Here is a 21,288-nt window from a genome sequence, read left to right on the forward strand (position 1 = left end):
AACTGCGTCCATTATTTTACGGCAAAAATCTCATCCAGTTCTTTCACTTCACCAGTCTTCTTAATCTCCACATTCTCCGGTGCACTGGCTACCACTACAACGGTAGTGTCATAACCTGCAGCCTTGATTGCGTCATTATCAAACTCCAGAATTTTCTCTCCTTTTCTGACCTTTGCGCCAGTCTCTTTCAACTGGGTAAAGTGCTGTCCGTTTAACTCAACGGTATTGATTCCCACATGAATCAAAAGCTCTGTACCTGCCTCACTGGTCAGGCCGATGGCATGTTTCGTATCAAAGACCATGGTAATCTCTCCGTCAAACGGTGCTACGATCTCCCCTCTGGCCGGGATAATGCCCACACCTTTTCCAAGGGTTCCTGCTGCGAATACCTCATCCTTAATCTCCGTATACGGAATTGCTGTTCCTTCCACAGGTGCATAGACGATATCCTCTTTACACTCCGTCTCGGCTGCCTCTTCTTCCACAATCTCTTTCACCGGCTCTTTTTTCTCCGGCACTTTCTCTGTGGCATCTTTATATCCGAACATCCAGGTCAGGACGAATGCCACGCCTGCAGAAATCAGGAACATGATAATATAGTTCAGTGGATCATTCAGACAGAGCAGCAGTCCAAAGATACCGGTTACTCCGGTACCGGTTGCACCCAGTCCCACAATGGAAGTATACAGTGCTCCGCAGGCACCGCCTACTGCACCACAGATGAACGGCCGGAAGAACCGTAAGTTAACACCGAAGATAGCCGGCTCGGTGATTCCCATGAAGCAGGACATCGCAGACGGAACTGCCATGGATTTGATCTTCTTATTTCTGGTCTTCAGTGCAACGGCCAGTGCTACTGCACCCTGTGCGATATTGGCTGCAGATGCCAACGGCAGCCAGTATGTCTTTCCGTAAAGTCCCAGCTGAGCCACATCAATGACCGTATACATATGATGAACACCTGCAACTACAGTTGCAGAATAAAGGCCTCCCATGATAAAGCTTCCAATACCGAAGGGCAGGGTAATTAACTGCTGTACACCGCCGATAATTCCGTTTTCGATGGTGACAAAAATCGGTCCGATGATGGAGTAGGTCAGATATCCGGTTACAAATACGCTGACCAGCGGAGTCACAAAGAGATCAAACATGGCCGGTACAACTTTATGAAGCCGTTTCTCAATAAAGCACATCACAAATACAGCAATGATAACCGGGATTACATGTCCCTGATAGCCGACCATGTCAATTTTGTACAACCCAAACCACACGCTCTGGGTCTGCTTTACGCCCTCGGTTGCCACCGTCCAGGCATTCTGCAGATTTGGATGAATCATCAGCATACCGATAACCGCCCCAAGGTACGGGTTGCCGCCAAATACCTTTGCCGCACTGAATGCAATAAGAATCGGCAGGAACGTATATGCAGTATTTCCAAAGAGATTTGCAAATACAAAGATGGAGCCGGAAGTGTCAATATTCAGGAATCCGTTGTTTACCATGAAATTCAGGGCTTCCATGATACCCATGAGAAATCCGCTGGCTACAATGGCCGGAATGATCGGAACGAAAATGTCGCCCAGTGTCTTGATGGCCTGTTTGTACCACGGCTGTTTTGCCGTTGCCGCTGCTTTTGCTTCCTCGGTGCTTGCTCCTGTCAGACCGGAGATGCTTAAGAACTCGTCATATACTTTATTAACAACACCGGTTCCCAGGATAATCTGAATCTGCCCGGATGCACTGAACACACCCTTCACACCGTCAATTTCTTCTACCTGCTTTGCATCGCATTTTTCATTATCCGCCAATACCAGACGCAGTCTGGTAGAGCAGTGAGCTACAGAGACAATGTTTTCTTTTTTGCCCACTTTTTCATAGATCTCTTCCGCAATTTTCCTGTAATCCATGCCTTTTCTCCCTTTCTTTTTGTGTTATTACACTCTGTATCGATAAGATCCCGTCAGACCTTCACCACTTGCTTTCACAGTGTACTGATCCTTTTCGGGATAAAATCTCGTGGAAAATACGTCTTTTCCGCCATTCATAAATACTTCCACACAGGAAGCATCCACAACAATCCGGATGTCCTTACATGCTTTTATTTCCCGTGCCCGTAAGCCTCTTCCACATCCCAGCTTCCCATCGGTAAATTCCATTCTGAATACGTATTCTTCAGGGCTCCACGAAAGCTTCAGGCCGCCTGCAATAAGGACCTCCCATTTTTTCTCTGTATTTTTCAGATTCAATTCATAACAGATGTCTGTATTTCCAGTGTACTGTCCTTCAAATGAAACTTCTTCATTCCACCATGAACTCAGCTCTCTCACCGGATTCTGGCACACGATACCATCTTTCAGACTCAGCTCTCTTGCAAGAGTCAGCACATTCTGCCAGCCGTCTTCTGTCGTTCTGTTTGTATATTCATCTTCCACATCTGCCATTCCCATCCAGCCAATGAGAATCCGTCGTCCATCTTCTGTCATGAATGTCTGCGGCGCATAAAAATCAAATCCGCCGTCCAGTTCCCGGAATCCTTCCGGCACCCCGTCTGTCCGAAAATCGCCATGGATCACGCTTGTTACGGTCTGATATTTATTTGCGTACCAGTATCCGTCCTGTTCCACACCCTGCGGGGAAATGCAGAGGATGGTCTGTCCGTCCAGTTCATAGAGATCCGGACACTCCCACATAAATCCAAATTTTTCTTCTGACTCCAGTCTGTGGATGTAGTTCCAGTGATATTTGTCTTCCGAAGAAAATACAAGTACCACACCTTTATCTTCTTTTGTTCTGGCTCCCTGTACCATATAGTACCGGCCGCCCTCTTTCCACACCTTCGGATCCCGCACATGACAGGTCATGTCATCCGGGTAATCCGCATTGGTCATAAGAAGTTTCTTGGATTCAATCTTCTCTCCGTCTTTGCTCACTGCCAGAATCGTATTGGACTCTCTTCCATTGGTGACATAGTTATAATCTCCCAGATTCTTTACATTGCCAGTGTAAAAAAGAGACATCTGGTCTCCTTCCACCAGTGCAGATCCGGAATATGCTCCGTGACAGTCATAGGGCTGATCCGGCAGCATTGGAACACCTTTAAATTCCCAGTGGATCAGATCCTGACTCACAGAATGACCCCAAAATTTCAGACCGCCCTGCGGTTCAAAGGGTGCCATCTGAAAAAATGCGTGATATATACCGTCTTTCTGGCAGAGACCATTCGGATCATTAAGCCATCCCACCGGTGGAGCCACATGAAACGCTGGTCTCCAGCGTTCTGGCATTTCTTTTCTCAGTTCTTCCTTTATAAGCTTCTGAAACGCCCTGTAAAGTGCATTCATTTATTTTTCTCCTCTCTTTCTCAGTGAACTTTCTCTGCTGATCAGTTCCGCGTGAAGCGGATGATCAATTACCGATTTGTCATCCGGATGATCCAGCCGGTGAATAAGCCTCTGTACCGTAAGCGCAGCCATCTCTTCTATCGGCTGGGCAATACTGGAAAGCCTCGGATACAGATATTCACATATATAAGTATTATCAAAACCAATAACGCCCGCCTGCTCCGGAATTCGAATTCCCATCTCCTCCAGAATTCCAAGTGCCTGTATAGCTCTCCGGTCATTGTAGGTAAAGATTCCGGTACAGTGATCCGTCTTCTTAAAATGTTCTTCCAGTGCCTGCCGGATTTCTTCTGTCTTCTTCGTCGTAATCACCGTCAGATGCGCTCCGAAATCCGGCCTGATCTTCGCCAGTGCATCCACAAAGCCGCGGTACTTCATATCTCTCGTATTTCCCAGAAACAGATATTCTTCATATCCCTGTTCTGCCAGATGTCTTCCTGCCAATGCGCCGGCTTCGTCATGTGCCAGATAATAAGAATCTACACCGGATGCCTTCCTGGTAATCACCACCACAGGAATCTCCAGCTTCCGTACCATGCTTCTCCACTGAACAGCATTCTCATCCACCGGGACAAGAACCAGTCCGTCTACCCGGTACCGTCTCACCACATCCAGACATTCCTTCTCATGCTCCGCATCATAGCCGGTATTGAAAAGGATAATGCTGTATCCTGCCTTTCCGGCTTCCTGTTCAATATATTTCACCAGATCTGCAAAAAATGCATTTCCAATATCCGTCACTATCACACCGATCAGTTTTGTCCTGCTTCCTACAAGACTCTGCGCCAGCACGTTTGGTTGAAAATCATGCTCCCTTGCGCATGCCAGCACCTTTTCCCTGATCTCAGGATTGACTGTTTTGTTTCCATTCAGCACACGAGATACCGTGGGCTGCGATACGCCAGTTAATCTGGCGATTTCTGCCATCGTTATCATATCGTCCTCCTGCTGTGAATACGTATTCACAACTTCTGTAACTGATATTATCATGTCCTTATTTGCACGTCAATTGGGACATTTTTATAATAATAAGAGTGGATTTTTGTGCAGATTATACTATCCCCGCCAGCACTACACTGGCAGCGATTCCCGCGAGAGTAGAAAAGAGGGCTCCGGCAAGCGTCCACCGGGTCCTGGATATTTTTACAGTGAGAAAATAGACACTCATAGTGTAGAAAACAGTCTCCGTACATCCCATCATAATGGATGCCAGCATTCCAGTATAAGAATCGGTCCCATACTGTTTATAAACGTCCAGCACAAGCGACGTGGCGGCAGAAGCCGAGAAGAGCCTGACCAGAGCCAGCGGAATCAACTGCTCTGGAAAATGCAGAATTCTGGCCGGTAGCACAAGTAGTTTTGTCAGAACGTCAAGCACACCAGAAGCACGCAGCATCCCGACCGCAGTCATGAGTCCCACCAGTGTCGGAAAGATCCGGAATACGGTTCTGACACCCTCAGAAGCACCCTTTACAAATTCATCATACACAGACGTACCGGAAAAGATTCCATCCGCCAGAATATAGAAAATGAGAACCGGGATCAGATACTCTGAGAGATAGCAGAGAAACCCCATTTTTCATCCTCCTGTCAGACTTATCTGTCTGTACAGTATATGTCACTCAGAATGCAATATCCCTGTGTTCGACAGATGTGGAAAATACAATCAGCGTCTTGGTATGTCCAAATCGCTGCAGTACATTGATAAAATGATCCAGCTCCACGGTGGACTGATAGGCGACTTCGATGAGCATGGAATAATCTCCGGTCACACAGTTGCATTCAATTACATTGGGGACAGACTGGATAAATGGATAAAATTCCTTTTTCTGATAGGGTTCCACACTCAGATTAATAAATGCCTTGATTCCATATCTGTTCTGCCTCCCTGATTTTTTCCAAAGAGTAGCACCTTGCTTTCTTCTTTGCAACCTTGTTTTCAAAAGTCAAATCAGAAAAATATTTATTTTATTTTGTGGAAACATCTGATTTAAATTTTTTAGAAGGATCTCTCTTAAAACTATTTACACTGCCGGAAAGCTGACTGTACTGACACTTATGACTCCCCTTATCCAGGAGCTGCGCCGTCTTCATGATGCACTGATGAAGAAATCCGAAGGATTTGTCGATGTGATCAAAATGGGTCGTACACAGCTGCGGGATGCCGTTCCCATGCGTCTCGGCCAGACCTTCCACGGATACGCTTCCATGATCGAAAGAGACATCCTGCGCCTCACTGACGTGAGCAGAGAAATGTATACAATAAACCTCGGCGGCACTGCCATCGGTTCCTGTATCAACACCTCTCCGGCTTATCTTCACAATATCGTTCCCTGCCTAAGCAGTATCATCGGATATCAGAAATAGCCAAAGCAGCATTGAAATCCAACCGTACCGTCCGCGAACTGGTACTGGAAGAACACCTGATGACTGCCGCTGAACTGGAACAGGTTCTGGATCCCTACGCCATGACTGAGACCACGGAAGATATGAAACAGGCCATGTAAACTTGTACATTTTTTCTCCCCGTGATAAACTGAATATAATTATTTTCAAATACAGCAAGGAGAGAAATGTCATGTTATCATTTCAGAACGATTATCAGGAAGGCGCTCATGAGAAAATTCTGGCGCGTCTTATAGAAACCAACCTGGAGCCGCTGTCCGGCTATGGCAGCGATCTTTATTGCGAAAGTGCGAAAAAAAAGATTCAGACTGCATGCGACTGCCCGGAAGCCGATGTCTGGTTCCTGACCGGCGGCACCCAGACCAACCAGACCATCATTGATACCATGCTGGAGCCCTATGAAGGTGTCGTTTCCGCCGAGACCGGCCATGTTGCCTCCCATGAAGCGGGTGCTATCGAATACAGCGGCCACAAAGTGCTGACCATTCCGCAGCACGAAGGCAAGATCGATGCTGCAGAACTGGAAACCTTTTTACGAAAATTCTGGGAAGATGGAAATCATGAACACATGGTATTCCCTGGAATGGTCTACATTTCCCATCCGACAGAATACGGTACTCTTTATACCAAAGTGGAGCTTGAAAATCTGTCCGCCATCTGTGACGCCTACCAGATTCCGCTCTTTCTGGACGGTGCACGTCTCGGATACGGACTGGCGGCTTCTGATACCGATGTCACACTGCCGGATATTGCACGCTGCTGCCATGTCTTCTACATCGGTGGCACAAAAGTCGGCGCTCTGTGCGGAGAGGCTGTAGTCTTCACCAGACACAATACTCCGAAGCATTTTCTGACCCGTATCAAACAGCATGGTGCCTTGCTGGCAAAAGGACGGCTTATCGGCATTCAGTTTGATACCCTATTTACAGACAACCTCTATTTTGAAATTGGAAAACATGCCATTGCCATGGCCGAACTTCTGAAAAAAGGACTGGCCGACAATGACATCCCGCTCTATCTTAATTCTCCTACCAATCAACAGTTCCTGCTGCTCACTGACGAGCAGGCAGAACGGCTGAAGCATGACGTGGTTTATTCCTTCTGGGAAAAACCTGATGAAGATCATACCGTCATCCGACTGGTCACTGACTGGGCCACGACAGAAGCCCAGGTATTGGAACTCGTACAAGTTATCTGTACCTGCCTGAAGAATTCATAATCTTACAGAACACCACTGCCGCACCGGTACTCACCAGCGTAGCCACAATGGCCGGTCCGGTCACGGCAGCCGGGTTCACGCTTCCATACTGGCTCCGGTAAGCAATGATATTTACCGGCACCAGCTGGAGCGAAGAAATATTCAATACCAGAAATGTACACATCTCATCACTGGCAGTCCCGGCCGGGACTCCCGCCCCCTGTTCTCTGCGAATCTTCTCCAGTTTCGACAATTCCTCCATTGCCTTCATTCCCGCCGGAGTGGCAGCCCAGCCAAGTCCCAGCATATTGGCAATGCAGTTCAGGGCGATCTGCTCCATGGCAGGATGACCTGCAGGAATCCGTGGAAACAGTCTCCGGAGCAATGGTTCCACACCTTTCGTCAACCGTTCCACCAGGCCGGATGCCGTCCCGATCTGCATCAGTCCCATCCAGAAAGCCAGAATTCCCAACATGGTCATACTTAATGTCACCGCTTCTTTGGCCGAATCCAGCGCTGCCTGCGTGATATCCGGCAATGTTCCATAAAATGCCCCGTAGACCACCGCTGCCAGCATCATTCCCGCCCATAATCCATTCATCATAAAATCCCGCAAACTTCCTACTTACTGAAAGTCTACGGGATTTTCCACACAATCATTCCTTTTTCTGAATCTTTTCCACATTCTGCACCGTCAGAATGTCGTTTTCCACCTTAAACTTCACATCATATCCTGCAAAGGACACGCCGTAAAGACGCTCCGGATCCTGCACGTAAGCAGGTCTTGGATCCTGAGCCAGTACACCGATCACGGCCTCTCTTTTTTCTTCCGGATATACCCGGAGCAGTTCTTCCGGGAAATGCACTTCCAGCTCATGCACCCTCGTCTCTTTTGTATATCCTTCCGAAGCTTCCGGATGACAGTCCGATAACGGAATATAAGGCTTAATATCATAGATGGGGGTTTTGTCCATCAGATCTGCACCCTCTACGGTCAACACAGGCCCCCTTTTTTCATCCATCTCCACTTTAATTAGTCGTACACAGGAGAGGCCGATATCATTTGGACGAAACGGAGAGCGGGTGGCAAAAACGCCTTTTCTTACCTTTCCGCCCAGACGCGGCGGTTTAACCGTCGCCGACCAGTGTTCTTTTCTGGATTCAGAAAATTTCCACAAAAGCCAGATATGGGTAAATTCGTCAATTCCCTTCACGATCTCCGGATTCCGGTATTCCGGCTCAAACACGATCTGGCCAGTCAGTCCTTTTACCAGCCCACTCTGCCTTGGAATGCCGAATTTGTCCGGGAAATCTGTATGAATATGTGCAATAATTTTCATAACCGTCTCTTTCTAATCTTCTTTCAGTTTGTGGAACCATACCACATACAGCATGGTGAAAAAGCTGGCACAGCCGCCCACCAGATTGGAAACAGGTTCTGCGATAAAGACGCCGTTCAGTCCCAGTGCCGGGATCATTGGAAGCAGGATCGTCAGCGGCACCACAATAATAACTTTTCGGAAAATCGAAAAGAAGATCGCATATTTTGCCTCTCCCAGTGCCTGGAACGACGCCTGTCCGGTAAACTGCAGCGCCATAAAACAGAATCCGAAGAAATACAGATGCATGGATGGCACCGCTGCCGCCACCAGTTCCGCATCAGAGTTAAACAGCCGGATAAATGCTTCCGGAAATGTCAGTGTCATAATCCACATCAGGCATGTATAGATGATACAGATCGTCACCATAAATCGGATTCCCTGTTTCACCCGATCCTTCTTCTGCGCGCCATAATTAAAACTGATGACCGGCTGCGCGCCGCTGGTAATTCCATTGACCACCATGGTCGCCACATCCCGGACCGAGATCAGTACCGTCATAACCCCTACATACAGATCGCCGCCGTACAGCTGAAGCTGCCGGTTACAGACTACCTGCACCAGACTGTTGGTAAAGAGCATAAAGAAATTGGACAGTCCAAGAGAAACGATCTCTTTCACTACCGTGAATTCCGGTTTCCGCCAGCAGATTTTCAGCCGGAGATCCGGTTTCTCCCCGGTCAGGAAAAAGAGTACCCACAGTGCGGACAAAAACTGCGCGATAATTGTTGCAATGGCCGCTCCTTCTACTCCCATATGAAATACGAAGATAAACAGAGGATCCAGAATAATATTAACCAGCGCGCCAAGCCCCACCGTCACCATTCCCATGGTTCCAAATCCCTGCGCGTTGATAAACGGATTCATACCGATCCCGACCATGACGAACATATTTCCAAGAAGATAGATTCTTAAATAGGAACTTGCATAAGGATAGGTCACCGAGCTGGCTCCCAGCGCATAGAGAAGCGGCTTTTCGATAACATATCCGGTCACCGTCAGCACGACGCCCGCAGCAAAGAGCATCCAGAACGCATTCTGCATATACCGCTTCGCTGCGTCATAATCCCGTCTTCCTCTGGCCATAGAACATAACGGTGCGCCGCCCATGCCAAAGAGATTGGCAAATGCCGTGATCATACTGATAATCGGAAACGTGATTCCCACACCGGTCAGTGCCAGTGAGCTGGCTCCCGGAATATGCCCGATATACATCCGGTCTACCATATTGTAGAGAAGGTTCAATATCTGTGCCACCGTCATCGGTACTGCCATACGTATGATATTCTGCTCTACACTTCCCACTCCAAAATCATTTTTCTGCTCTTTCATATCCATCTTCTCCCAGTACTCTTAATATCCATATACCTCATAAATCTCGTCCGTGTATTTTCCCGGTTCTTTATAGATAATCAGTGGCTTTTCTACCGTAATTCTCGATTTACCGCCCTTAACCGCTTCTATGAATACCATGTTTGGCTCTCTGTCAATAAACGGGTACGCAAGCTGCATCCGCTTCGGTTCCAGTCCGCAGCCGCACAGTTCCGTCATAATCTCCGCCAGCCGAAACGGCCGGTGCACCATATAAAATCTTCCACCGGGCATCAGAAGCCCTGCTGCCTGGCTTACCACGTCATGAAGGGTACATAAGACTTCATGGCGGGCAATAGCCTTTGGCTGATCCGGATTTTGCAGGCCGTGATGCTCTGTCATGTAAGGCGGATTACTGGTCACTACATGGCAGGAGGCTGCTCCAAAAATCTGAACCGCCTCCTTTATGTCTCCATCCACTATATGCACCCTATCCTGCAGATCATTTAAGAGCACACTTCTTCTCGCCATATCAGCGCTCTCAACCTGGATCTCCAATCCGGTAAAGGAAGCACCCTTTGTCCTTGCTTCCAGCAGGATCGGAATGATTCCCGTTCCAGTTCCCAGATCCACGACCCGTTCTCCCGGCTTTACTTTTGCAAATCCGGCGAGCAGCACCGCATCCATTCCAAAACAAAAACGGCCCGGATCCTGAATGATCCGGTAGCCGTTTCTTTGAAGCTCATCCAGACGCTCTCCTGGTTTTAATTCTATTTCCATAGAGTTCCTCCGTGATTCCTCTTTATTTCAAAAATCCCTTCGATTCCAGATACTCCAGTGATCTTAACTGTTTCTCCCAACCGGCCATTTCAAGAAGCACCGATGCCTCAATCTGATACTCCTCCATCAGGTTAAAAAAACGATTCCAGTCAATTATACCATCTCCCAGCGGAAGATGCATGTCTTTTACTAAATCATTATCATTAATATGCATATGTCGGATATACGGCACAGTCTTTTCAAACCACGCTTCCGGACTTTCCTCTTTTCCAAACACTGCCGCATGGGCATAATCAAGACAGATTCCAAACCGGTCACTGTTCTGCATTGCTTTTGTCAGCTGGACTAATTCCCTACTGTTCCAGTCAAACATGTTTTCCATATAGACAGACTGATTCTTATATTCTTCCAGTATGTCTGTCCAGAATTCCACATTGGCTTCCAGCCAGCTTTCCCGGTATTTTTTGTCATTAAAGCTGGCAAGCAGTCCTGTATGAAATACCACCCCACGGACACCCATCTCCTGAGCGATCTCCATGGACTGCCGAACCCGGAATCTGGATACCTTCCTGATCAGCGAATCCTCACTATGCACACTGATATCAATAAATGCTCCATGAAGTGTATCATTGGAACAGTCTCTTCCCAGACTCTTATAAAAAATCAGCTTGCGTCTGCATTCCGCTCTGTCATCCAGGTATCCGGGCAGCATAAAATCATTATATTCAAATACAGCTCCGTACTTCTCTGCGAGATCCAGGCTCCGTCTAATGTTGGAGCTGTCCGGTATGATCTCATACAGTCTTTTTTTATCTGTCATTTTCAATCTCATCTACGAGCGCACTGTATACTTTCAGGAGATTTTCATTCTCCTTACGAAGATTTCTGCACAGGTTCGCTGAAATGACCATCAGCAAACGGCAGCCTGCCTGCGGATGTTTCTCACAAAATGCCCGGAAATCTTCGCTTGAAAGCACTGCAGTCCGACAATCTGTAGTTGCAAGTACGGTAGCTGAACGACGGTCACGGTCTATCATGGCAATCTCACCGAAGACACAGTGCATACTGTCGTTCAGCTTCGCACAGACGTATTCCTCTCCATAGAGAGTGGTCTTCAGAACATCCACCTGTCCTTTCAGAAGAAGGTACATGCAGTCTCCCTCTTCGTTTTCTTCAATAATCCGGCTTCCTTCCGGAAAATCTTCTCTCTTCAAAAGAAGCAGAAGATCCTCCATATCCGCATCCGTTATCTGTGCAAGCATCGGAAACTGTTTTAATTCTCCAATTAATTTTTCTTTTTCCTTCATCAGATCTCATCTCCCAGTACCACCAGTCCGGTATACTCCTTTAAAATGTAATCATCCGGTGGATTTAAAAATGGTGCATTCCTTTCCATTGATTTTACATCCTTCAGGCGCTGGACGATCTGTGTGTAGTCGGTGGATTTCTGTGCTTCGGCCAGTACCGAATGTTTTAACTCATACTCCGCACCCATATTTTCCAGAACTCCAAGCACCATGATATGATTGTGTTCTTTGTAATATCTGGATACTTCCGCAAATGTTTTTCCATGCCACGACTCATCCAGATCGAAAATCTGGACACTGATGCCATCTCCATTATCAAATAAAGAAGATAATACCTTTGCCATTCCATTATAAAGAGTGGCCGTCGAAAGAATATACCTGGTATATTCTTCGGAATAGATTACTTCATCACACTTATTGGATTCCAGGTAATTCTTATATTTCTTTGTCTGCACCTGGGCGCAGATATGTATTTTCGGATTCATGCCTTTTAACATCAGCATGGCCGCAAACACTCTGGAATCAATAAGTTCCGGGGTCAGACCGTCATCTTCCTCCCCCAGAATGAGAGCCTTGGATGCATATCTTGCATTGGCTCTTTTTAAAACATCTTCTTCGGAAAAATCGCCATGTACATACTGAATTCCCCGAAGTTCTTCATCTGCCAGGAAAAAACGGATCTGCTCTTCGTCCCGGTTATTGATTAACACCATATCCGAGAGCTTAAGCTCTTTATTCTTTCGTTTAATATCCAGAATCAAACCCTTCTGATTATTTTTCCATCCACAGATAATAATATGATTTCTTAAACTCTGCAATTTCTTGAGTCCTCTCACGGAATTTGCCCGGCGTTCAATCAGATACGAAGAAATATAACCGGTAACTGCAGATACACCAAACATGCTGATCAGCAATACAACAATTCCGAGTAACCGGCCTCCTACGGATTCCGGATAATGATCGGCATAATCCTGTCCGAACAGCGTTGCCGTATTCCACAGAAGCACATTGTAAAAGGCTGTTCCCTTTGGTCCGCCAAATTCCGCATACCAGTAGAACAGACAGCATATAAGGTAAAGTCCCAGGACACCCAGCGTCACCATCAAAGATGTCCTGCTCAGAAACCGGCGGAAGATCTTTTCCGCCCAGTCTCTGACAGAATCACCGTTTTTTTTCATTTATCCTATACTCCCGTTACTGTGCGGACCATTTAATTATTATATTTTCCGTCACTGCCTTTGTAAAGTCATAATTCCAGCTGCCGGATGCGCTCGGCTGAAGCTTCGGCTTGGATGCGGTCTTTCCATCTTCTACCGTCTGTGTACAGAACACATCACCGGATGCCGTCTGAAAGGTAACGGTATAAGTCTTTGTCTCTTCATCGGAAGAGGAAGGCTTCTTTTTGCTGGAATGATGAGATTTCTGATTATCATCATTTCCTGGCGAGTCCTCAGAAGTTTCTGAAGATCCTCCGGAAGAAGACGGTGTCTCTTCCACTGCCGGTACGACAGGTTCCGGAGTCTCAATGACTGCTGGTTCTTTTTCTGTCTTCGCTGGCTTTTTCACTTCTGCAGACTCCTCTGGTTCCTCTGTCTGATCCAGTCTTCTTAACAGTTCCTCTACCTCTTCTCTTGTAAGACAAAGATCTGAGCCATCATCAATACAGAAGAGCAGGAATTCCAATGCCTCCCGATTCAATGTCGTATAATCAATATCATGACCTTTATCACCTACATATTCGGAAATCTCCGTATCACCATGAATCAGCACTTCTTTTCCAGGTGCAAGCTGTACTTCTTCCTCACTGATCGTTCCATCCGGGAAGACCAGACGACAGCCAACAATACCATCAAATACCTGCACCGTCGTGTAGGAATCTCCGTCCTCATCATATACAATGGCTACCCGGAATACGGTTCCTCTTACCGCCATGGTGGAATTAGGAACGGTTACCTCATAACTGGACTTTTCACTCAGCTTCTCGGACAGGTAGTTCATAACTGCCCCTGATTCCAGGTGAATGATCGTCCTGCTGTTTTCTCTTGTTCCGTCTGCCTCCAGAGTCAGACTGGATCCAGGCTCCAGCATGGCATATTTGTTATCATCCATGCTCAGAATTAAACTGGAACTGGAATCCACAGACAACCGGTCCCCGCTCTCCAGTTTCATATCTTCATAAGCATCCAATGATCCGACACTTGCCCGTTCCACCGTTGCCGTTCCTTTTATAGACATGACTTTTATGTCTCTGTAAGACTCTTCTTTTTTCATTCCAAAACTAATAATAAGCGCTGATACAATCAGAAGACCCATGATTGCTGCACCGTATTTTACCCAAGTTTTCATTTTGCTGTCTTCTCCTCTGATTACTCAAACGTATAATAGCCGCTCTGCGGTACATAAATCGTCACATTTGCAGTATACGTACTGCTGTCTCCCTGGGCTTTTCGTCCTGGACCCAGAATGTAGGACTGTCCCTGAATCAGATAATAGACTCCCGCTTCGTAAATACCAGTGTAAGCAATCTTCCATTTTGCCTTCAGCGTCTCGTCCATATCCGGCATCACAAAAGAAGCTCCAGGAGTCAGTACTTTTCCGGTGGAAATCTGCTCCCATCCATCAAACAGATAGCCGTCTTTTTCAAGACCTGCTGCCACACTGACGTTACTGTTATAATCCGCGCTTTTACTCTCCGGTGCGCTGGTCTTTCCGCCGTTTCCATCATACTTCACCTGATGGGAATTAGCTTTCCACTGAGCAGTAAGTACCACATCTCTTGCCGGTACCTTAAATACTGCTCCCGGCTGATAGGTAGTAGTTCCGTCACTCCATCCCTGGAAGGTGTAACCGGTCTTGGTGGGAACTACCGTATCAATGGTATAGTCTGTCTGATAATTCTGCTCTACTGTCTCTGCCGGCACTCCCATGGCTGCACCATTGCCGTCATAGGAGATCTTGTAGGAGTTGATGAACCACTGGGCAATGAAAGTTATGTCCTGATCTCGCATAGGGAATTTTGATCCATGCTCCACCTTTACCCATTCATTTTTATCAAGTTCTACAATCCAGTTCCGGAATGTATAGCCTTCCTTCGTCGGTTTCGAAGGCCAGGTAATTTGGGTATTATAGTCTGCCGTCCCCTCACTGTAAACCGTTCCATCTTCATCCACAAATTTCAGATCATAAGGTACCGCTTTCCACTGAGCGGTAAATGTTACATTGGCTTCGGTGATCCTATAAGGTTCCCCAGCCTGATAGATCTTATTGTCAGAACCAAGCCATCCGGCAAACGTATATCTGCCACTGATATCATTCAACTGCGGAAGTTCTATATTCGTATTTACAATCTCAGATCCGCCTTTCGGAACAGTAACCGTTTCGTCTGCTGGCGCATTCACGTTATAGGAATAGGTTCCTTTCCATATGGGTTTTACTGTTAAAGAATGGGCACCATCGTCATAGAAATTAATTTCTTTTGTTTCAGAAATCTCCGCTCCATTAAGTAAATAGCTCCATCCGGCAAACGTAAACTTGCCACGCGCTGCAGTTGCATCCTTAGGTAAAATACTTTCCCAGGTCTGACCTTCTTCTCCCGGATGAATCGTTGCTGTTCCGGTACCTATATTGGAAAATTTTGTGTCTGTAAAATCATCGTCTCGATAGGTATAGGTTACTTTCTTCTCAAAATTTTGATCCGTAATCGTGGATTCACGATACTGATAATATTTTCCATCTTTATTTACATATTTAATGGATCCCTCTGCCAGATCTGACACCGGTTTTTTGAGAGTCCATTTACCTTTCTTGAATTCAATATCATCCTTACCTGATACATTATTAATCTCAATTATTTCATTCACGGCGGCTTCTGTTTGCTTCGCAGTCAATGTTCCTGTCGTCTTATTTTCAATCCGCAGATTATACTGTCCATCCACTAAATTCCAGCAGGATGTAAGTTTGATATTGTTGTCTGTTTTTACATTCGTCTGCCCATCTACATTGACATTAACTGCATCAAATACCAGATTTCCATCCGTCTGAGCAAACATTACCGTCATAGTATCCGTTGCATCACATGGAGTTTCATTCTTATTGATAACCCATTTATTTGCAAATACATAAGAATCACCCGGCTTAATTAATTGCTCTGTTACCGTTTTTAAATCATAGGTTGCCTGTGATGCTGTTGAACCTACCTTGGCATTTAATGTACTAGCTGTTCCAGCATCCACCGTTACTTCTACCTTCTGCCGCCAGCCCGCAGTAAATATGACATTTTCAGCTTTGACATCTTCTTCAGTAAAGGTATATGCATAATTTTGATCATCACTACCCGATAAAAAAATTCCATTTTTGTACCAGCCAATGAAATCATATCCTGACCTCGTAGCACTATTTTCATTAAGTTTAATCGATGTTCCTACTTGTTTATCATTTTGATATGTATTTTTTTCGGACTACTATCATTATCATTCCAATTTTTTTCAACATATTTTACAACATCAGGCAAAAGATCCATCACAGCCGGCACATTTTCTTCTGTACTCGTGATCACTACCTGATTATTTTCTACAGAATCTTCCTCAGCTGCTGGTTCTTCTTCCGGCTCTGTCTCTTCCTCAACGGATTTTTCTTCGACTTCTTCCGTACCTTCCGAAACATCTGCCCCCACAGCTTCTGCTTCTTCCGCCAGTCCGATGATGGCCGGATTTACCGTCAGAATTCCTGCCATGCAGAAAATCGTCATCAGCTTTATCATTCTTTTTTTCATTTATCTACCCTCATTACGCCTTTTATTGTGCATAAATACCAACATATTTAGCTTAATATAGAACGCTTCTTTTCGCAAGTAAAATAGATGATAAAAAGTCCTGATTTCTACAATACTTCCTCCACACTGTAGACACAGATTTCCTTCGCCTTACCTTTCAGCGGGATCATGCCCTTTTCCGTGACACGGATACGGTCTTTCAGTGCTTCATAGACCTGCTCACTGATAAGAATCTCCCTTGCCATTGCCTTTCCTTCCAACCGGGATGCTGTGTTGACCGTATCTCCGATAGCCGTATAGTCCATCCGGAAATCACATCCCACGTTGCCAACGACGGCAGGACCGCAGCTGATACCGATTCCAAAATTAACTTTCTTATGAAAGCGCTTTTCCATCCGGTCTTCCAGATCCTGCGCTCCCGCTACGATGTCTCTTGCTGTACAGACTGCCCGGTAGATATAGTCGTCAAGATCGAAGGGGGCATTGAAGACCGCCATGGTGGCATCTCCGATAAATTTATCCAGTGTGCCGCCATTTTTGAAGATGGCATGGGTAGTCAGATTCAGATATTCATTCAGAATCTCCACCACCTCCTCTGGTTCCAGATTCTCTGAGAGGGAGGTAAATCCGCGGATATCCACGAACATGGCTGCAATCTCTCTCCGCTCGCCACCCAGACTGATCTGGAACTCACCGCCTTTGGACACCTCATCCACGATCTGGGGCGCCACATATTTTTTAAATGCACGCATAATCTCCCAGCGCTTTTTCTCCCCCACCAGATAACCGGATACCACATAAAATACATAGACTACACTCAGAATAAGAGGCAGATAGATAAGGGGCATCACATATCCGTTTCGATACAGCAGCGTTCCCACAGCAAATTCCGCCACCGTAATCACGGTTGTCAGAATGCCGGCTGCCCAGATTTTGCTTTTCCAGATAAACCGGCTGCAAAGGCCTGCGACCAGTGCCATCAGTACTGCCAGCAGCCATTTGTTGACCGGAACTGCTGTCTTCTCCTTCAGCAGCGCATCTACAATGTTTGCATGGATTTCCACACCGTACATCTGGGTCTTCCTCTGTACTGCCACGTGAAAAGAATCCTGCATTCCCGGCGCATAAGCTCCGACGAAAACAATGCAGTCCTTAAAGACTCTCGGATCAATGGTTCCATTTAAGACATCGCACAGCGAGACATTTTCGTACTCTCCGCTCCGTCCGGAATAGTCAAATTCAAACTCATGGTTGGCATAAACTTTGGGCTGATAGCAGTCTTCTCCCATTTTTTCCATGTAAGCCGCATAGGTGGCATAAGCCAGACTATAGATCTTTTCAGAACCCACATTCGCCCAGGCAATGGCCTGACGGATATATCCATCCTCATCCTGCACCGTATTGGCAAAGGCATCTCCGGTCACCTCACGAAGTGCCGGATAGGATTCCTCCATCATGGTAATATGAAGGGGATCCACATAGTAATCCCCATTTGCATCCTGCTTCGTGGTTGCCTGATAGACCAGGTTCGTGGCGGTAATGACATTTCCTGCCTGTCTGCAGGCTTCCGCAAACCGTTCATCTCCTTCCTTGTCCATCTCATTGATATACAGAATATCGAACGAGATGACGGCAGGCGCATTTTCCGGATCCTGGCTCAAAATTTCCACCAGCCGTGCCGGGATCTCTCTTGTCCAGGTATTATACTGCCCCAGCTCGCTCAACGTCTTTTCATCAATCTTGATAATTTTTATTTTCGCATTTGTTCCTTCCGGCTGCTGCCACATCTGATCGGTCAGCGCACGGTCTGCCGCATACATAGGTTGAAACATGCAGCATAAAAAAGTAAGCAGCATGACAACTGCTATTCCAATGTCATACTGCTTCACATGTTTTTCCAGAAAATTTTTCATTGATCCCGCCGTCCTTTCAGATTACTCTTCCTCAAGAAGTGCCTGATAGATCTCCCGTTTACCGACTCCCCGGTCTTTTGCCACCTGCTTCATGGCATCCTTCCGGTTCATTCCCTGCTCTTCATATAGTTTCATATGATCACCAAGGGACATTTCCTTCCATGCGTCCTGAGCTTCCTGCTCCATCTGCTGTCTGGAACAGCCTTCCAGTACAAGGACATATTCCCCTCTTGGTTCATTCTGTTCATAATAAGGAACGGCCTCCTTAAGCGTCGTCTCAAAGCCGGTCTCATGCTTTTTGGTCAATTCCTTGCAGACAGTGATTTTTCGATCTCCAAGCTCATTCAAAAGCTCCTGAAGTGTCTTCACAAGGCGGTGGGGAGCTTCATAGATGATACTGGTGCGGGTCTCTGCCTTCAGTTCTTCCAGAACAGCCCGGCGCTCCTTTTTATCGGTCGGTAGAAATGCTTCAAAGCAGAACCGTCTGGTAGGCCGTCCGGAGATGACCAGCGCTGTCACGCAGGCACAGGCTCCCGGCACTGCCGTCACAGGCACTCCCGCATCCCGGCACATACGGACCAGTTCTTCCCCCGGATCGGAGATCCCGGGCATTCCTGCATCTGTGATCAGGGCGATATTTTCCCCCTCCAGCAGACGCTTTACCAGATACTGGCCTTTATCGATCTTATTGAATTCATGATAGCTGGTCATGGGCGTGTGGATATCAAAGTGGTTCAGAAGCTTCACACTGTTCCGTGTATCCTCCGCTGCGATCACATCCACTTCTTTCAGAATCCGCACGGCCCGGAAGGTCATATCTTCCAGATTGCCGATCGGTGTGGCGCACAGATACAATGTCCCTTTACTGTTTGTCATGGGGTTTTGCTTTTCCTTCCTTGCGATCCAGTGCTTCCAGTTCCTTTAAAGCCTTATCGTGCTTATCCTCGCCCTTATTGTTGTTATTATTCTTATTTGGTTTTTCTTTCTTTCTGCGCGGCTTGAAACGAAGTTCTTCCACCGGATATTCCCGGATCTCTTTTTCTTCATTTTCCAGAGTTACGATAACTTTAACTTTCTGGCGAAGTACATTGACTGAGGTTACCTCTCCTTTGCTTCCGTCCTGGGCTGTCACATAATCGCCAATACCCGGCAGACGGCTGTTCAGCTCTTCATACGTATCCTGCTCATGCTTCAGACAGCACATGAGACGGCCGCAGACACCGGAGATCTTGGTCGGGTTCAAAGACAGATTCTGTTCTTTCGCCATCTTGATGGATACCGGCAGGAACTCTGACTGATGGGTATGGCAGCAAAGCGGTCTTCCGCAGATACCGATACCTCCCAGAATCTTTGTCTCATCCCGGACACCGATCTGGCGAAGTTCGATTCTGGTACGGAAAACAGCTGCCAGATCCTTTACCAGCTCACGGAAATCAATTCGTCCGTCTGCGGTAAAATAAAAAAGTACTTTATTATTATCAAAAGTATATTCCACATCAATGAGCTTCATTTCCAGCTTATGCTTGCGGATCTTTTCCAGACAGATTTTGAAAGCTTCCTTTTCTTTCTCTTTATTTTCCTCCGCCTGTCTGGTATCCTGCTCTGTTGCCATTCTGAGCACCGGTTTTAACGGCTGTACGACTTTGCTGTCGTCCACTTCTTTATCGCCGATCACTACATAGCCATATTCCAGTCCTCTGGCAGTCTCCACGATCACATGATCGCCTGTCCGGATCTTTAATTTCCCCGGGGAAAAATAATAGATCTTGCCTGCCTGCCGAAATCGCACGCCAATTACTTTTACCATTCTTAATTCTCCTTCATGGTCAGAAGCAGAAGCTCCATCACCATATCAAAATTTACATTGGCATTCAGACGGATCTTCGCCTTGTCCAATGCTTTCAGTATACATTCCAGTCCCTCATAGGAACTGTTCTTTGCCTTGTCCCGGATTGCTCCGAGTTCTTCTTTGAAAATCAGCAGATCTGCATCCTGTGTTGCTTTAAACATAAGTACATCCCGGTACCATACCATCAGAAGGTCCAGATAATCGTTGATATCTATCTTATAGGTGCCAATCTTCTTTAAATCTTCCGTGAGGTCACTGACGTCCATCTCAGAAATATATTTGACAAGATGAATCGCATGCTCCATCATCTCGGAAAAGCTGTCGGATAATGCCAGTCTCTTCGCTTTTCCCACATTTCCCTGGGCAAATGCCGTGCAGACATCCGCCTTATAATCAGGAAGTTCCAGTTCTTCCATCAGGTATTTTTTAATCTTTTCAGACGGTACCGGCTTGAGGTCCAGCACCACACATCTGGACAGAATCGTCGGCAGGAGCATACCTGTATTGGCCGTCAGAAGCAGGATCACTGCATAGGCAGGCGGCTCCTCTATGGTCTTCAAAAGGGCATTCTGCGCCTGTGGCGACAGTTTCTCCGCTTCATCCACAATATAGATCTTGTAGGGACTGCTGTAGGGTTTGATCTGTATGTCTCCATTTAACTGTCCTCTGATATCTTCTACACTGATGGTGTTCGGCTTCTCATGGGTCACCCTGATAATATCCGGCTGATTCATGGACTGCGCCTGAAGGCATGACTGACAGTGCATACATGGCTCCGTTCCCTTTTCCTGACACTGAAGTGTCTGAGCAAAAATCCCAGCCAGAAGTTTCTTTCCGGAACCTTTCTCTCCATTGATGATATAGGCATGGGACACCTTGCCGAGTTCTATCGCTTTTTTCATATGCGCAATTGTCTGCTCATGTCCCAGTACATCTGCAAATCCGGCCATACTGCCACCCCCTTCATAATGTG

General features: G+C 46.6%; 22 protein-coding genes and 1 pseudogene. 3 read left to right on the plus strand and 20 right to left on the minus strand.

What is annotated here, in order from left to right:
- Positions 1–11: 11 nt before the first annotated feature.
- The 5 genes from LKD36_RS13905 to LKD36_RS13925 all read right to left on the minus strand — a co-directional run bounded on the left by LKD36_RS13905 (position 12) and on the right by LKD36_RS13925 (position 5,332).
- Positions 12–1,907, minus strand: coding sequence for a PTS beta-glucoside transporter subunit IIBCA (locus LKD36_RS13905; RefSeq protein ID WP_308459955.1), 1,896 nt, complete (start codon positions 1,905–1,907; stop codon positions 12–14).
- A 27-nt stretch (positions 1,908–1,934) separates the two neighbouring features.
- Positions 1,935–3,341 (minus strand): glycoside hydrolase family 32 protein, encoded by a 1,407-nt coding sequence (locus LKD36_RS13910; protein WP_308459956.1) that lies wholly within the window; start codon positions 3,339–3,341, stop codon positions 1,935–1,937.
- Positions 3,342–4,337 (minus strand): LacI family DNA-binding transcriptional regulator, encoded by a 996-nt coding sequence (locus tag LKD36_RS13915; protein ID WP_308459957.1) that lies wholly within the window; start codon positions 4,335–4,337, stop codon positions 3,342–3,344.
- Positions 4,338–4,452: 115 nt separating this feature from the next.
- Positions 4,453–4,977 carry a spore maturation protein gene (locus tag LKD36_RS13920; RefSeq protein ID WP_308459958.1) on the minus strand — a complete coding sequence of 175 codons (525 nt, stop codon included), beginning with the start codon at positions 4,975–4,977 and terminating at the stop codon, positions 4,453–4,455.
- A 46-nt stretch (positions 4,978–5,023) separates the two neighbouring features.
- Positions 5,024–5,332, minus strand: a complete 309-nt coding sequence (locus LKD36_RS13925; RefSeq protein ID WP_331465242.1) for an Lrp/AsnC family transcriptional regulator — start codon at positions 5,330–5,332, stop codon at positions 5,024–5,026.
- Positions 5,333–5,441: 109 nt separating this feature from the next.
- Between LKD36_RS13925 and LKD36_RS13930 the strand changes: the two genes are divergently transcribed.
- The 3 genes from LKD36_RS13930 (at position 5,442) to LKD36_RS13940 (ending at position 7,026) form a co-directional block, all read left to right on the plus strand.
- Positions 5,442–5,768: a lyase family protein gene (locus LKD36_RS13930; RefSeq protein ID WP_308459978.1), complete on the plus strand. Its 327-nt coding sequence runs from the start codon at positions 5,442–5,444 to the stop codon at positions 5,766–5,768.
- 11 nt (positions 5,769–5,779) lie between these two features.
- Entirely contained in the window at positions 5,780–5,908 is a 129-nt protein-coding gene (locus LKD36_RS13935) for a hypothetical protein (protein ID WP_308459959.1), read from the plus strand.
- 71 nt (positions 5,909–5,979) lie between these two features.
- The gene (locus tag LKD36_RS13940; protein WP_308459960.1) at positions 5,980–7,026 is read left to right on the plus strand and encodes a threonine aldolase family protein; all 1,047 of its coding nucleotides are present in this window, start codon (positions 5,980–5,982) and stop codon (positions 7,024–7,026) included.
- Here the strand turns inward: LKD36_RS13940 and LKD36_RS13945 are convergent.
- The 15 genes and pseudogenes from LKD36_RS13945 to LKD36_RS14010 all read right to left on the minus strand — a co-directional run bounded on the left by LKD36_RS13945 (position 6,998) and on the right by LKD36_RS14010 (position 21,265).
- Positions 6,998–7,609: a nucleoside recognition domain-containing protein gene (locus tag LKD36_RS13945; protein WP_308459961.1), complete on the minus strand. Its 612-nt coding sequence runs from the start codon at positions 7,607–7,609 to the stop codon at positions 6,998–7,000. The genes LKD36_RS13940 and LKD36_RS13945 overlap by 29 nt on opposite strands.
- A gap of 52 nt (positions 7,610–7,661) precedes the next feature.
- Positions 7,662–8,345 carry a tRNA (N6-threonylcarbamoyladenosine(37)-N6)-methyltransferase TrmO gene (tsaA, locus tag LKD36_RS13950; RefSeq protein WP_118771193.1) on the minus strand — a complete coding sequence of 228 codons (684 nt, stop codon included), beginning with the start codon at positions 8,343–8,345 and terminating at the stop codon, positions 7,662–7,664.
- A 12-nt stretch (positions 8,346–8,357) separates the two neighbouring features.
- Complete coding sequence (locus LKD36_RS13955; RefSeq protein ID WP_308459962.1) at positions 8,358–9,716, minus strand: MATE family efflux transporter; 1,359 nt, start codon at positions 9,714–9,716, stop codon at positions 8,358–8,360.
- Positions 9,717–9,737: 21 nt separating this feature from the next.
- A complete protein-coding gene (locus LKD36_RS13960; RefSeq protein ID WP_308459963.1) occupies positions 9,738–10,475 on the minus strand; it encodes a tRNA1(Val) (adenine(37)-N6)-methyltransferase in 738 nt (245 codons plus the stop codon).
- A gap of 22 nt (positions 10,476–10,497) precedes the next feature.
- A complete protein-coding gene (locus LKD36_RS13965; protein WP_308459964.1) occupies positions 10,498–11,295 on the minus strand; it encodes a sugar phosphate isomerase/epimerase family protein in 798 nt (265 codons plus the stop codon).
- Positions 11,285–11,782 (minus strand): cyclic nucleotide-binding domain-containing protein, encoded by a 498-nt coding sequence (locus LKD36_RS13970; RefSeq protein ID WP_308459965.1) that lies wholly within the window; start codon positions 11,780–11,782, stop codon positions 11,285–11,287. The genes LKD36_RS13965 and LKD36_RS13970 overlap by 11 nt, the downstream gene beginning before the upstream one ends.
- Positions 11,782–12,960, minus strand: coding sequence for a TrkA-related ion transporter (locus tag LKD36_RS13975; protein WP_308459966.1), 1,179 nt, complete (start codon positions 12,958–12,960; stop codon positions 11,782–11,784). The genes LKD36_RS13970 and LKD36_RS13975 overlap by 1 nt, the downstream gene beginning before the upstream one ends.
- A 16-nt stretch (positions 12,961–12,976) precedes the next feature.
- Complete coding sequence (locus LKD36_RS13980) at positions 12,977–14,128, minus strand: FecR family protein (protein ID WP_308459967.1); 1,152 nt, start codon at positions 14,126–14,128, stop codon at positions 12,977–12,979.
- Positions 14,129–14,148: 20 nt separating this feature from the next.
- Entirely contained in the window at positions 14,149–16,014 is a 1,866-nt protein-coding gene (locus LKD36_RS13985) for an InlB B-repeat-containing protein (protein WP_308459968.1), read from the minus strand.
- A 24-nt stretch (positions 16,015–16,038) separates the two neighbouring features.
- Positions 16,039–16,194 (minus strand): annotated as a pseudogene (locus LKD36_RS17705) (hypothetical protein); the annotation flags it as partial.
- 8 nt (positions 16,195–16,202) lie between these two features.
- Complete coding sequence (locus LKD36_RS13990; RefSeq protein WP_308459969.1) at positions 16,203–16,553, minus strand: hypothetical protein; 351 nt, start codon at positions 16,551–16,553, stop codon at positions 16,203–16,205.
- 107 nt (positions 16,554–16,660) lie between these two features.
- Positions 16,661–18,466, minus strand: a complete 1,806-nt coding sequence (locus LKD36_RS13995; RefSeq protein ID WP_308459970.1) for an adenylate/guanylate cyclase domain-containing protein — start codon at positions 18,464–18,466, stop codon at positions 16,661–16,663.
- Between the two features lie 21 nt (positions 18,467–18,487).
- On the minus strand, positions 18,488–19,342 hold the full coding sequence (rsmI, locus tag LKD36_RS14000; RefSeq protein WP_308459971.1) for a 16S rRNA (cytidine(1402)-2'-O)-methyltransferase: 855 nt from the start codon (positions 19,340–19,342) through the stop codon (positions 18,488–18,490).
- Positions 19,329–20,273: a PSP1 domain-containing protein gene (locus LKD36_RS14005; protein WP_118771183.1), complete on the minus strand. Its 945-nt coding sequence runs from the start codon at positions 20,271–20,273 to the stop codon at positions 19,329–19,331. Before LKD36_RS14005 ends, rsmI begins: the two co-directional genes overlap by 14 nt.
- Positions 20,274–20,275: 2 nt before the next feature.
- Positions 20,276–21,265 carry a DNA polymerase III subunit gene (locus tag LKD36_RS14010; protein WP_308459972.1) on the minus strand — a complete coding sequence of 330 codons (990 nt, stop codon included), beginning with the start codon at positions 21,263–21,265 and terminating at the stop codon, positions 20,276–20,278.
- Between the last annotated feature and the right edge of the window lie 23 nt (positions 21,266–21,288).

This window comes from Hominiventricola filiformis, assembly GCF_020686965.1.
GTDB lineage: Bacteria > Bacillota > Clostridia > Lachnospirales > Lachnospiraceae > Hominiventricola > Hominiventricola filiformis.